The following is a 12,372-nucleotide window of genomic DNA, read 5'->3' on the forward strand; positions in this document are numbered from 1 at the left end:
GTTACCACGCCCCGTTGACGTGCGAGCGGTCGTGGCTGCTGTAGGTCTGGGTGGTGGACGAGCCCTGCTTCATGCAGGAGGTCAGATTGGTGTGCCCGAGGCCGATGGCATGGCCGATCTCGTGGCAGGCCGTCTTCTTGCGGACGGTCGAGCTGGTCATGTCGGCCAGGTCGAAGCGGAGTTCGGCGCGGTCGCACAGATACTCGCCGCCGATCTGGTAGAGGGCCCTGACGCACTTGGTCGAAGCGGTGATGTTGACGCCCGTGCTCGAGCCGTCCCAGTCCTTGCCCCAGTAGTCGGTGTAGTAGGCGTCGTACATCACCAGGTCGGTGTGTGTGCCGGCGGTGCTGTCGTAACCGCCTATTCTCAGGTCGGTCTGGTAGTCAAGGTTGGCCATGCCGTAGTCGGCCGCGGTGATCATGTTGCTGGTGAGGGTGGAGCCGTTCCAGTAGACGTCGCGGTTGTCCGTCCTGGGACAGCACCAGGTGGGATGGTACGCGTAGAAACCAAACGTGTTGGCAACCACTGGGGCGGCGGCCGTGAGCCCGGCGGAGAGTGACGCCACGATGGCGAACACCAGAGCGAGTGCTGACTTGCGCATGGATGAGCAATCTAGGCATTCGCCGCGGTGGCCAAAAAGATCGAAAAGATGAACCATCTTGCAACAGCGGATGCACAGTGTCTGACGTCAGTCTCGACCAGCCTGTGCGGCGGCCGGGCACGACGCCCGCTGCTGAACAGCAGTGTTGCGAGGACCCCTTGCACCAAGATGCTCGGAGAACGGCCACGGAAAGGCGTCAGTTCCCCGGATACCGATGCGCGCCATCAAGGGGCTGGAGGTCACCGAGGCCGGCGGCCGTTCCCTTTTCGCCTGGCCGGCGCGGCCCGGCGACGGGAGCGATTCTGTGCGGGTTTCTGCTCCTGCCGCTGTGCCGGCTTCTCCGCAGGGGAGGCGGGAGTACGACCCCGCGAGCTGTTCACCGTCCGGCCGCGGACGATGCCGATGAAATCTTCCACCAGGTCGGTGGTCGCGTCCGTGGGCCAGGCCAGCGCGACCTGAGACTGCGGCGCGTCCGACACCGGCCGGTAGGTGAGATCCCTGCGGTGGTGGAGGCGTGCCAGCGACTGCGGGACCAGGAGAAGGCCGGCGCCGGAAGCCACCAGCTCCACCGCCTCCGCCGTGGTGGCGGGGCGGGTGAACGCGGGCAGCCCGGGCCGGACCGGCCACTCGATGGTGTCGTCCAGAGGATGGAACACCTCGTCGTCGGCCAGGTCGGCGACCGTCACCTCGTCGGCGGCGGCCACCGCGTGGTCCTTGGGCACCACGACCACCGTGGTCTCCACGTAGAGAGGAATCACGCTGAGCCCGTCCCGGTCGACGGGCAGCCTGACGAATCCGGCGTCGGCGGCGCCGTCCCGCAGGAGTCCCACCGCCTCGGCGGCGGGGACCGTGACCAGGGAGATCGGCACGTCGGGCAGCCTCTCGGCCCAGATGTTGACCCACTTCGCGGGTGTCACCCCGGGCACGTACGCCAGCCGAAATGCCTTGCCGGTCTCACCATCAGTCACTTCCTCAGCGTACCGATGTCAGAGAACCCGTTCCGACTGACTACTCTTGGCATCATGCCCTCGCCCAAACCGAAGACCGTCCAGACGATGAAGCCCGAGACCGCGGCCAAGAAGCTGGGCGTCCTCCTCTCGGCCACTCCCGCCGAGTTCCAGTCGGGCGTGGTCTCCAGGGACGAGCTGAACGCGTTGCAGGCGTCGCCACCTGCCTGGCTCGCTGACCTGCGCCGCAACGGCCCGCACCCCAAGCAGGTCGTCGCCGCGAAGCTCGGGGTCTCCATTTCCGGCCTGGCCAGAGGCGGGATCACCGAACCGCTCACCACCGCCGAGATCAATGCCCTCAAGGCGGAGAACCCGGAATGGCTGGAGCGGGAGCGGTCCATCCAGGCCGAGACGCGCAAAGAGGCGCTCCGCCTCAAGCAGCGCTAGACAGCCGAGATCCCGCATGTCTGCGGCCCGGCACGAGCCGGTCGGATGATCGGTTGCCTGCCAGCCGGGACGGTGCTGCCGCCCGACCGCAGGCCAAGAACCTCATCACACCGGCGCCACCCTGCTGATCCGCTGCAAGGACGGCAGGGTGCTGCCCCGCCTGGCGACCATCGCCGACGGGTCGTGGATCTGTGTGCTGGGCGGCGTGCCGATACGGGTGATCGATGCCGACATCACCGTCCCCCTGTCCGGTTCCTGCCACTCGTCCTCGGGTGGCGCTGATGGGGAAAGCGTTCAGGCGATGCGGGTGTCGTACTCCTCGCGATTGGCGAGCACCTCGTCCATGTGCGCCTCGGCCCAGAGCTTGATGCCGCGCATCATGTGCTGGAGCGAGAGGCCGAGGTCGGTCAGCTCGTATGTGACCGTGACCGGCACCGTCGGCGTCACGGTGCGGGTGACCAGCCCGTCGCGCTCCAGGGAGCGCAGGGTCTGGGTGAGCATCTTCTGGCTGACACCGGCCAGCCTGCGGGACAACTCGGAGTAGCGCATCGACCGTGACTCACCGGCACAGTCGTCTCCCGTCAGATGCGGGCCGTCGCTGCCGAGCGCGGCCAGGACCAGCGCGACCCACTTGTCGGAGATCCGGTCGAGCAACTGGCGGCTCGGGCACCTCGCCAGGAACGCGTCGTAGTCGCCCTTCGCTTGCGCCCGATTCTGGGCCGCCGTCCTCGTTGGCATCTACCGCTCCTTCCTACCGGGCGGTGAGCTACGCACTTCGAAGTGCCTACTTTCCGCTGGAGAGCTACCCGCCCATAGTGAAGCAGGTCAACTGTCGAACACAAGGCGCGAGGCGCGAAACCATGAGCAGCTCTACCTTTCGTACGGCCGCCGTCCGCATTCCAGGCGGCCCCGACTCCATTGAGATCATCGACGTTCCCGTCGTCGAGCCTGGCCCCGGCGAGGTCCGGGTCAGGATCGCCGGCGCGCCGGTCAACCCCGTCGACCTGGCCGTCGCCCGCGGCCTCTTCCACGCCATGGGGCTGATCGACCAGCCCGAGCACACCGGCCTGGGCTGGGACTTCTCCGGGACCGTCGTCGCCACCGGCCCCGGCGTGGACCTGGCGGCCGGAGCCCGGGTCGCCGGCCTGGTAGCCGGCTTCGATCGCGACTTCGGCACCTACGCCGAACAGCTCGTCGTGCGGGCCTCCGACCTCGCCGTCCTACCCGACGGGCTGGACCTGATCGCGGCGTCGACGGTGCCGCTCAACGGGCTGGCCGCCGCCCAGATCGTCGATCTCCTCGGTGACGCGCCCGGCGACGGCGATCAGCTGCTGGTGACGGGGGCGGCCGGCGCGGTCGGGGGGTACGTCGTCCCGCTCGCGCAGGAGCGCGGCTGGCGGGTGACCGGTCTGGCCAGAGCCGAGGACGAGGAGTTCATCCGCGGCCTCGGTGCCGAGTTCACCACGCACGCGGAGCCGGGCTGGGACGCGGTCGCCGACGGTGCGGCGCTGCAGGAGCGGGGCCTTTCCCTGGTCCGTGATGGCGGGGTCTTCGTCGGTGTCCAGCCGAGCGCCGAGCCGGCTGCGGAGCGCGGAATCACCGTACACGTCGTGGTTGCGCATCCCGACGGCGCTCGACTGGGCGACCTGCTCGCCCGCTCCGCCTCCGGCAAGCTGCCGACCCGAGTGCACGCGGTCCTGCCGCTGGACCAGGTCGCCCAGGCCCACCACGCCATGGCCAAGGGCGGGGTGCGCGGTCGCTACGTGCTCCAGCCCTGACCGGCTCGCCGAGCCGGCCGCTCACGCCCCTTCACCCGCGACAAGACCTGGACCCCAGGTCAACCACCTCGCCGACGTCAGAATCCGCCGACACATCCCATAGCAACGAACGGAGCAAGCATGATCTGGACAGCCGGCTTCCGCAGCGCAGTGATCAGTCCCTACGAGCAGATCCAGCTCACCGAACCGCGCGGCTTCGCCGATCAGACGGTGCGTCAGGTGCTCCACATGGCCGGCGGCGGAGAACGCCTCCGCGTACGCCTGACGAACCGTTACGGCCGCACCCCTTTGACCATCGCCGCCGTGCGGGCCGCCACCGAGCACGGGCAGGCCACCCCCACTTTCGACGGCGCCGAGAGGCTCACCATCCCACCGGGAGAAGAGGCCGTCAGCGACCCGATCGATCTGCCTGTCGCCCCCGGCGCCGACCTGATCCTCGGCCTCTATCTCCCTGAGGAGACAGGCCTGGCCACCTACTCCCACATGCCCATGGAGACCGCTCACATAGTCGGCGGCAACCACCTCATGTCTCCCGCGCTCCCGGATGCCGAGCAGGTAGCAGCCAGGTTCTACGTCTCGGGCGTCGACGTGCTCGCCCCGGACGACACCGCGATCGCCGTGGCGTTCGGCGACTCCTGGTTCGAAGGGGTCGGCTCCACGACCAGCGCGAACAACCGCTCCGTGGACTTCCTCAACCGCCGCCTCAAGCGGGGATGGGTGGTCAACCAGGGCATCGCCGGAAACCGCCTCCTGCGGGACGAGGTCGGCGAGCACGCGCTGGCGCGCTTCGACCACGACGTTCTCTCGGTTCCCGGCCTGACCCACGTCCTGGTGCACTTCGGCATCAACGACCTCGGCCTCCCCGGCATGGTCGGCGAGCCTCCGGCCACCTCCGACGCCCTCATCGAAGGCTTCAAGGCTCTGGCTCACCGCGCCCACGAGGCCGACCTGAAGATCCTCGCCGCCACCATCGGCCCCTTCGCGGCCGCCGTCTACCCCGGGATCAGCACCCCCGAGGGCCTCGCCGCCCGACGCGAGGTGAACGACTGGATCCGTAGCACCGACACTTTCGACGCCGTCTTTGACGTGGCCCGAGCTGTCGAGAACCCCGAAGCCCCCGACTACATCCACCCCGCCCTGGACAGCGGTGACGGCATGCACCTCAACGACAAAGGCGCCCAAGCCATGGCCACCGCCGTGGACCTGGAAACCCTCGCCCTCTAGGAACCACGACCAGGGCGCCCGACCGGAGGTGTGCGTGTCGTTGCTGCGTGCCGTTGCTGCGTGCCGCCCGCCGTGCGCCCGCCGCGCCACCCCGTGCCCGCCGCCCCCAAGGGCGCGCCGTCATCGGCAATGCAACGTCAGCGCGGGCCGGAGCGGATGCGCCGGCTCACCAGCCCTCATAGAGAACGACGCAGTCGCGTCCTCTAGCCGGCGAGGCGGTGGCGGGCGAGCGCGTCGTAGAACGGCTGGTGGTACTCGGCGACGCGGCGTAGATGCGCGTTCGTGTCGGGTGTCTCGCGCCGCTTGGACGCCTTGGCCTCCAGCCCGCTGCTCTCGGCCACCTCCGCATGCCACCGATCCGTACGCCGCCAGTTCGCCCGCTGCCCGGGATCCCAGCGCATCGCCTCGGCCTTGAACTCGAGCCCGACCCGCTCGCAGTAGGCCCGGACCGTCGCCTCGGGAGCGGACACGAGATCGTCACCATCGATCACCAAGGGGACCTCGCCGACGGCCGACCGCACGGATTCGAAAATGACGTGCAGGTACTCGAACCCGTACTCCTCCAGGGTGGCGGCGGGGTTCATGGCGTAGTGCGAGGAGATCGCCGCCCGCGGCTCCCGGATCATGAAGGTGTTGAGGATGTCGCTGTACAGGCGCCCGTCCTCGAGCAGCGGTGTGTACGTGTAGTCGGAGGTCTCCTTGACGAACACCCGGCGCCCCCCGGCATTCACCTCGAGGATCGCGTCGAGCAGCTCGACCGCCGACGTGACCCGCCGGCCTGCCACCTCGAAGTGCCCGTCCGCCTGCAGGTACGAGAACGGCTCGTGGAGGACCTCGAGATCGCCGCGCTCGAGCATGATGCGCAGGAACGCCGTGGACCGCGACCGAGGAACCGCCCACAGCACGATGGGCTTCTGTGCGGCACTCATTGCGACCACGCAGTGGGCCGGCGGTCCCAGCGATGCTCGCGCAGCTGCGCCATCAGTTCGTCGCTCAGTGGCTCGGCCTCGCCGGCGGCGATGTTGGCGCGCACGTGGGTGAGCTTGCGCATGCCGGGGATGACGGTGGCGACATCGGGATTCGCGAGGATGAACCGGAGGGCGAGTTCCGGCATGGTCATGCCCTCGGGCACGATCCGCGCCAGCCGTTCGGCGCGCTCCACGCTGGGGATCAGGTTCTCGGGCACGAAATACGTGTTCCGCCAGTCACCTTCGGGCCAGCGAGTGTCCCGGGTGAGAGTGCCGGTGAGTGTGCCTTCGTCGAAGGGGACGCGAGCGATCACGGCGATGTCCAGCTCACGGCAGGCCGGGAACAGTTCGTCTTCGGGGGCCTGGTCGAAGATGTTGTAGATGACCTGCACCGCGTCGATCAGCCCGGTGCTCAGCGTCTGCAGCACGTTCCAGGGTTCCCATCGGTTGACGCTGATCCCGACACCTTTGATCAGCCCGCGCTCCTTCATCTCGGCGATGGCGTCCTGCCAGGACGCGTCGTGTGCCCAAGCGTCCTCCCAGACGTGGAACTGGAACAGGTCGACGGACGGCATGGCCAGCCCTTCGAGGCTGCGGTGAAGGTATTCCCAGAGATGATCCGGCGGGTACACATCGGCCAGTTTGGAGTCGCGGGTGGACGGCCAGGTTCGGTCCTTCGGCGGGGGCTTGGTCGCGAGGTAGAGGCGGCGGTCCGGGTGCCGCTTGACCAGCTGCCCGAGCATCCTTTCGCTGTGTCCGCGCCCGTAGATCCAGGCGGTGTCGAAGAAGGTGCACCCGAGCCGCACGCCCTCGTCCAGCGCGGAGTCGCCGGCCACGTCGTCGGCGCCGGTCCATCCGCCCTCGCCGCCGGCTATGCCCCACATTCCGTAGCCGATTTCGCTGACCTTCCAGCCCAGCCGGCCGAATCGGCGCTCACGCATCGCTTTCTTCCTCTCATGTCTGAACCGCGGCTACTTCGCTCCAGCGGTTACCGCCCGAGCCGAACCGGGTCTGCTGCTCCACATGGCCGGCGACCTTTGTCCGTTCGACCTGGACGACGCCCCGGTGCACGGACAGGGTCACGCTGCCGCTGACGTCACCGACCAGCCGGTCGATCGCCGCCCGCGCCGCCTGCGCGGCCGGCTCGAGCCACCGGCCTTCGTACATCGCGGCGCCCAGTACGGCGGCCAGCCGGTCGTAGAGTTCGTGGCCGGCCGCGTCAAGGCTCGCCTGCAGGATGCGGGTCCACGCGGGGGCGAGGACTTCCAGGCCGGGTGCCTCGTAGATGCCTCGGCAGACCGTACCGACGATGCGCCGCTCGACCACGTCGCGAAGCCAGACGCCGTGCCGGGCGCCGATCGTGTTGGCCTGCGTCATCCATGCGACTGGATCGGGCCCGCTGCCGTTGACGTCGGTGACCCGCCCGTCGAGGAATCCGACCGTGACCGTCTCGGGCTCGGCCGGGCCCTGTCCGGGCCAGTTGCTCCACCGCGGGCCGAGGCGGGTGACCGGCGTTTCGAGGTCTTCCAGCTCCGCCGACTCGTGCGAGATGCCGGCGAGGTTGGCGTCGGTGGACCGCTCGGCACCGCTGCCCGGGTCGAGCGGCAGTCCGCGCTCGACGACGGCCGCCAGCATGGCCTCGCGATCGGGGAATCGCTCAAGCGCCTGCGGATTCGTCCACGGCTCGACGACCGCCAGGTCCGGGGCCACCTGGGCGCCGTAGCGCGCGAAGCGGCGCTGGTCGTTGCCGCCGCCGACACAGCCGTGCGCGAATGTCCGGCATCCGTCCGCCTGCATCAATGGGGTGAGTTCGCTGACGAGCACGAAGCGCGCCGCACCGGTCGTGTTCCAGTAACCGCCGTCGTGGCGGGCACCGTACCGGAGGAGATCCGACGCCACGGCGGCCATTGACGAGCGTAAGTCGATGACGACGGCTTCGTCCCCGAGTCTTCGCAGACAAGCAGCGAGCGCGTCCATCGCCGTACGGTCGGACTGACCGATGTCGGCGATGTAGTGCCGCGCCGGCGCGGATATTTCATGAAGCCAGACTCCGACCGCCAGGGAGGAAAGTCCTCCTGATTGGAATACTCCGGCACGCGCGTTGCCATTGACTGACCGCACAACCTCCTCCTTGCGTGGATGATGGGCGTGACGCCGGACCTGAATACGCCGGCGGTCACCGACCCTACCCGCGGATGGCGGCTTTTCACGCCCGGCACGGAATGATCTCGGAACTGCAGCCGTCGCCGCCGGAGCCGACAAAGGTTCTGTATCGGCTTTTCTGCCGGTCCCATTCTGCCGACCGGACGTGCACGTATATGACCCATTGACGGTTGATCATCCGTGGCGTCCGAATGATCAGCAGAGCGCTTCGGCAAGTTGTCACAAAAGAACGCGACCCCGGATTAGCGGACGCGGGCCCGGGTAACGCCGGGTATGCCTCTCGCGCCGCCACCGAGCCGTGCTTGTCCGGCTCGCCGTTCGTCATGCAGGCGTCGAGGCTCTCTCTCGCATCACACGCGGAAGCCCGTCATCCCGCCACTCCGAATTTCAGCGTGCGGCACATTCGCATTTCTGCAGGCCATACCGCCCCGCGCGGCGGCGTCCGAGCCGGCGGTGGTGACAGCCGGGGTTGCGGATCCCGGTTCCGTACTCCAAGATGTGAGTAACTTGTAATAAGCCGTATATAGGTTACTTTGATCGCACGTGCAGCACTCAGCCGACAGGAGAAGGAAGGAACCCATGGTTACTGCACGCACGAGTCAGCACGTCAGGAGCTATCACGCCGTCTCGGAGCCGCCATCGGCGGCACGTGATCGGTGCGCGTGACAGCACCGGTACGGGCCGCGGAGCACCGCGCCCGCTCTCTCTTCTCATGCCTCACAGCTCACCGGCCGAGCGCTACATCCGCATGATCGAGCTGGGACCGACATAGCCGGTCGGCTGCGCCCACTCGCCGGAGCCCGGCGTTTCCCGTGATATTGCGGCCGGTTGTCCATGGCCGCGAACCCGAACATTGTTATTCGACTCTCGTCATGCTTGCCGAGGGCCGGTCCCGGCTACCCGAAAATCACCGACCTGAATAGCGACTGATCCGCCGGGAACGGCGATCCGTTGCCGGTCGAGACCATGGGAGCACGATGCCACGCCATAAACAGAACCGCCTGAGCGAACACGTCCTGGCCTTATCCCTGGGGCCGCAGCATGCGTTTCCCCGGCACCGCACGGTCCTCGACCTCTTCTACGAACAGAAAGAGCAGGAACCGGACCGTCCCGCCATTCGCCATCGGGACACGACGATGAGCTATGCCGACCTGGACACCGCGGCCAATATAACGGCCAATCAACTGATCGGCAACGGCGTCCTGGCCCGGCAATTGATACCCGTACTGGTGGCGGACGGACCGGAATTCCCGGTGGCGCTCTTCGGGGTGATGAAGACGGGTTCGGCGTTCGTACCGCTGGATCCGGATTGGCCGATCGACCGGCTCGGCGCAATTATGGCCGAATTGTCGCCGCCCGCCATCGTGGCGTCGCCCGCGACCGTGGAGACCATCGCCGAACTGGAGTCGGGCCTCCCGACGGTAATTGTCGACTGCGCGGAGGAGCCGTGCGATCCGGCTGACCGGAAATCCCCGCCGGCAGATCGTAGACCGACACCCGAGGACTTGATTTACGGGTTCTACACCTCCGGCTCGACGGGCACGCCCAAGTGCGCTCTCAACCGCCACCGCGGCCTGGTCAACAGGCTGACCACGATGTCACGCCGGTTCGGTGACGGCGCCGATCATGTGACGCTGCAGAACAGCCGCTCCACATTCGACTCCTCGATGTGGCAGGTGCTGTGGCCACTGGTGTCCGGCGGGCAGGTTGTGCTTCCGCACCGCGACGGCATCCTCGACCTCGAGCGGACCGCGATGACCATCGGCCGCTACGGCGTCACGATGACCGACTTCGTACCGTCCGTGCTGGAAGCGTTCGTATCGCTGCTGGAGGTGCGTGAGGACCTGCGCGAGGCGACGTCGAGCCTGCGGCGCATGCTGATCGGCGGGGAGGCGGCCGCCCCCGGTGCGGTGCACCGGCTGCGCGCGCTGCTGCCCGGGCTGGAGGTCACCAACACGTTCGGGCCGACGGAGTGCTCGATCGGGTCGGTGTTTCACGACATCACGGATGCCGACGTGGACCGGATCCCCATCGGGCGTCCCATCGACAACACCGCCGCAATCGTGCTCGACGACGACCTCGAGCCCGTCCCGGTGAACACGCCAGGCGAGCTGTACCTCGGCGGTGAATGCATCGGAGCGGGCTACCTCAACGACCCCGACCGCACCGCCGGGGTGCTCGTGGCCAACCCCTTCCCCGACATCCCCGGCGAGAAGCTCTATCGGACCGGCGATCTGGCGAGGGTCGGCGAAGACGGGTTGCTGTACTACAACGGCCGGCTCGACGAACAGGTCAAGGTCGGCGGGGTACGGGTGGAGCTGGGCGATGTCGCATCCGCCCTGGCCGGCCATCCGCTCGTGGGCAGCGCCGTGGCGCTCGTACTCGGTGAGCCGCCCGAGTCCACGCTGGTCTGTTGCGTCACGCCGCGGTCGCCGGACAATCCACCCTCCGCGGCGGGGCTTCGCGCGTACGCGGCGGAGAAACTGCCGGCCGAGCAGGTCCCCCACCAGATCGTCGTGCTCGACGCGCTCCCGCTCAACCGCAACGGCAAAGCGGACCGCAAGGCCCTGGCCGCGCTCATCGTGGCCGAGACCGCGCGGCAGACACGCCCGGAGGAGCAGGTCGAGCCGCCGACCGACCCCATGGAGGAGCTGGTCTGCTCTGCGTGGCGGGAAGTGCTCGAACGAGACCAGATTTCGGTGGTCGTACCCTTCTCCGAATACGGGGGCACCTCGCTGCTCGCCTACCGGCTCACCACTGCGATCAGCGAGCGGCTGGGCCAGCCGGTACGTCCCCGGGATCTGCTCGTCGCGTCGACCGTGCGCGCGCAGGCGGCGCGGCTGACCAAGGGCGTCGACGACGACAGCGCCGAACTCGCCTACATCAAGCACGACCTGGCGTGGCGACCGCCGCAGACTCTGCTGATCACCGGCGCGACCGGCTTCGTCGGGGTGCACATCTTCGCCGAGTTGCTGATGCACTCCAGCGCCACGCTGATCTGCCTGGTACGGTGCTCCGACCCCCCGGACGGCGCCCGGCGGCTGACCGAGGTCCTCGACCAGTACGGTCTGACGTCCGCCTGGCAGGCGCTGCCCATGGCGCTCAAGACCGGGCGGGTCGAGGTGGTCCCCGGCGACCTGGGCAGCGAGCTACTCGGCCTGCCGCGGTGGCGATTCGACGCGATCGCGTCGACCGTGTCCGGGGTCGTCAACGCCGCGGGCGCGGTGAACTTCCTGTCCGGCTATCTGGACCACCGGCCCGCCAATGTGCTCGGCGTGCAAGAGCTCATCAAACTGGCCTCAGGCGGCGCCCGCCTGCACACCCTGTCCACGTTGAGCATCTTCCCGCCCCCCGGGCCCGGCGCTCCGCGCATCACCGAGGACCAGATCCCCGAGGCGGGGCAGGTCGCCGCGGACGGCTACAACCGATCGAAGTACGTCGCAGAAAGACTGCTCGCCGACGCGCACCGGCAGGGCGTCAGATCCGTGGTGTACCGCCTCGGCGAGGTCTGGCCGCACCGGGCGATCGGTGTGGCCAACCCGGACTCACTGGCGCACAACCTGCTGTACGCCTGCGCGCGCACCGGATGCGTGTTCCCCACCGAAGCCGAGACAGACGTGACGCCGGTGGACGTGGTCGGCGAGTTGGTGGCACGGGCCGCGACCGGCGACATCGAGGTGCCGGACGGCGCGATGCACCTGCTCTGCCCGGCCAGGCTGCGCTTCGCCGAGGCGTTCGGCGTGCTCGCCGACCGGTGCGGGCTCGACCTGGTGGGCTACGCGCGCTTCCGCGAGCGCCTGGAGGCCATCGCCGGGCCGGAGGAACGGCTCGCCAGGCTGTCCATGCTGCTGCCGCCTGCGAGCGCCGGCTGTGACGCGGCGCCGGCCGAGTTCGACCAGCTGTTCACCGACGGCACCCGGCACTTCGACACCCAGCGGTTCAGGCGGCACGCGGCCTCGTTGGCGCAGCCGACGGCAGACGGGCTCAGGACGCTCGATCGCTACCTCAATGAGCTGACCGACATTCCCGCCTTCGTACCACAGGAGAGGTAGGCGCAATGGAAGCGAATTACATCGTGGTGCTCAACCACGAGGAGCAGTACTCGATCTGGCCCGCCGGCCGGGACCTCCCCGCCGGCTGGCGCGAGGCCGGGGTCGAGGGCGGCAAGAGCGAATGCCTGGAACACATCGCGCGGGTGTGGACCGATCTGCGCCCGATCAGCGTGCGACGGTGAAGGAGGAACC

General features: G+C 68.4%; 12 protein-coding genes. 5 read left to right on the forward strand and 7 right to left on the reverse strand.

The window, feature by feature from the left end; all coding sequences use genetic code 11:
- Nucleotide 1: 1 nt before the first annotated feature.
- Together AB0H84_RS09190 and AB0H84_RS09195 are read right to left on the reverse strand one after the other, a co-directional pair.
- Nucleotides 2–601 (reverse strand): hypothetical protein, encoded by a 600-nt coding sequence (locus AB0H84_RS09190; RefSeq protein WP_357600551.1) that lies wholly within the window; start codon nt 599–601, stop codon nt 2–4.
- Between the two features lie 239 nt (nt 602–840).
- On the reverse strand, nt 841–1,569 hold the full coding sequence (locus AB0H84_RS09195) for a LysR family substrate-binding domain-containing protein (protein ID WP_357600554.1): 729 nt from the start codon (nt 1,567–1,569) through the stop codon (nt 841–843).
- Between the two features lie 54 nt (nt 1,570–1,623).
- Here AB0H84_RS09195 and AB0H84_RS09200 point away from each other — a divergent pair, with 54 nt between their 5' ends.
- Nucleotides 1,624–1,995 (forward strand): DUF5997 family protein, encoded by a 372-nt coding sequence (locus AB0H84_RS09200; RefSeq protein WP_357600557.1) that lies wholly within the window; start codon nt 1,624–1,626, stop codon nt 1,993–1,995.
- A 105-nt stretch (nt 1,996–2,100) separates the two neighbouring features.
- Here AB0H84_RS09200 and AB0H84_RS09205 read toward each other — a convergent pair whose 3' ends face one another.
- Both AB0H84_RS09205 and AB0H84_RS09210 read right to left on the reverse strand, forming a co-directional pair.
- Nucleotides 2,101–2,229 carry a hypothetical protein gene (locus tag AB0H84_RS09205; protein WP_357600560.1) on the reverse strand — a complete coding sequence of 43 codons (129 nt, stop codon included), beginning with the start codon at nt 2,227–2,229 and terminating at the stop codon, nt 2,101–2,103.
- Between the two features lie 60 nt (nt 2,230–2,289).
- Nucleotides 2,290–2,733: a helix-turn-helix domain-containing protein gene (locus AB0H84_RS09210; RefSeq protein ID WP_357600563.1), complete on the reverse strand. Its 444-nt coding sequence runs from the start codon at nt 2,731–2,733 to the stop codon at nt 2,290–2,292.
- 122 nt (nt 2,734–2,855) lie between these two features.
- Here AB0H84_RS09210 and AB0H84_RS09215 point away from each other — a divergent pair, with 122 nt between their 5' ends.
- Together AB0H84_RS09215 and AB0H84_RS09220 are read left to right on the forward strand one after the other, a co-directional pair.
- The gene (locus AB0H84_RS09215; protein ID WP_357600566.1) at nt 2,856–3,773 is read left to right on the forward strand and encodes an NADP-dependent oxidoreductase; all 918 of its coding nucleotides are present in this window, start codon (nt 2,856–2,858) and stop codon (nt 3,771–3,773) included.
- Between the two features lie 120 nt (nt 3,774–3,893).
- Entirely contained in the window at nt 3,894–4,997 is a 1,104-nt protein-coding gene (locus AB0H84_RS09220) for a GDSL-type esterase/lipase family protein (RefSeq protein WP_357600568.1), read from the forward strand.
- Between the two features lie 203 nt (nt 4,998–5,200).
- Here the strand turns inward: AB0H84_RS09220 and AB0H84_RS09225 are convergent, their stop codons facing one another.
- From AB0H84_RS09225 to AB0H84_RS09235, 3 genes are read right to left on the reverse strand one after another with little or no spacing between them, the layout of a single operon-like run.
- Nucleotides 5,201–5,926, reverse strand: a complete 726-nt coding sequence (locus AB0H84_RS09225; RefSeq protein WP_357600571.1) for a sulfotransferase family protein — start codon at nt 5,924–5,926, stop codon at nt 5,201–5,203.
- Nucleotides 5,923–6,906: an aldo/keto reductase gene (locus tag AB0H84_RS09230; RefSeq protein ID WP_357600574.1), complete on the reverse strand. Its 984-nt coding sequence runs from the start codon at nt 6,904–6,906 to the stop codon at nt 5,923–5,925. The genes AB0H84_RS09225 and AB0H84_RS09230 overlap by 4 nt, the downstream gene beginning before the upstream one ends.
- A gap of 13 nt (nt 6,907–6,919) precedes the next feature.
- On the reverse strand, nt 6,920–8,086 hold the full coding sequence (locus tag AB0H84_RS09235; RefSeq protein ID WP_357600577.1) for an argininosuccinate synthase domain-containing protein: 1,167 nt from the start codon (nt 8,084–8,086) through the stop codon (nt 6,920–6,922).
- Between the two features lie 1,019 nt (nt 8,087–9,105).
- On the opposite strand from AB0H84_RS09235, the gene AB0H84_RS09240 reads away from it, so the two are divergent.
- Both AB0H84_RS09240 and AB0H84_RS09245 read left to right on the forward strand, forming a co-directional pair.
- Complete coding sequence (locus tag AB0H84_RS09240) at nt 9,106–12,180, forward strand: amino acid adenylation domain-containing protein (RefSeq protein ID WP_357600580.1); 3,075 nt, start codon at nt 9,106–9,108, stop codon at nt 12,178–12,180.
- Between the two features lie 5 nt (nt 12,181–12,185).
- On the forward strand, nt 12,186–12,362 hold the full coding sequence (locus AB0H84_RS09245; protein WP_357600584.1) for an MbtH family NRPS accessory protein: 177 nt from the start codon (nt 12,186–12,188) through the stop codon (nt 12,360–12,362).
- Nucleotides 12,363–12,372 lie beyond the last annotated feature (10 nt).

It is taken from the genome of Nonomuraea sp. NPDC050786 (genome assembly GCF_040654115.1).
In the GTDB taxonomy this organism is placed as follows: Bacteria; Actinomycetota; Actinomycetes; order Streptosporangiales; family Streptosporangiaceae; genus Nonomuraea.